This window comes from Jeotgalicoccus meleagridis, assembly GCF_903994045.1.
Taxonomy (GTDB): Bacteria; Bacillota; Bacilli; order Staphylococcales; family Salinicoccaceae; genus Jeotgalicoccus; species Jeotgalicoccus meleagridis.
The window spans coordinates 1-279 of the sequence record NZ_CAJEWD010000010.1 but is presented as its reverse complement, the minus strand read 5'-3'; the positions used below and the strand labels follow the sequence as shown (position 1 = coordinate 279).

Below are 279 nucleotides of genomic sequence, written 5' to 3'. Positions count from 1 at the left end.
GGGACGTCAGTCCAACTACCATCGGCGCTGGAGAGCTTAACTACTGTGTTCGACATGGGAACAGGTGTGGCCTCTCCGCCATCGCCGCCAGACTATTGTGAATGTACTACACATTCAAAACCGGATAGAAGTATAAGTAAAGAGTTGAACGCATTCTCTAGTATTTCTTTGAATAAGTCTTCGATGGATTAGTATTCGTCCGCTGAATGTGTTGCCACACTTACACGCCGAACCTATCAACCTTATCGTCTATAAGGCATCTATTGGGGAAATCTCATC

The 279-nt window shown here is 45.5% G+C and carries 2 rRNA genes; both read right to left on the bottom strand.

Annotated elements, in window-relative coordinates:
• Positions 1 to 92, bottom strand: a 5S ribosomal RNA gene (gene rrf, locus JEOSCH030_RS10775); the annotation flags it as partial.
• Between the two features lie 76 nt (positions 93 to 168).
• Positions 169 to 279, bottom strand: a 23S ribosomal RNA gene (locus JEOSCH030_RS10770); the annotation flags it as partial.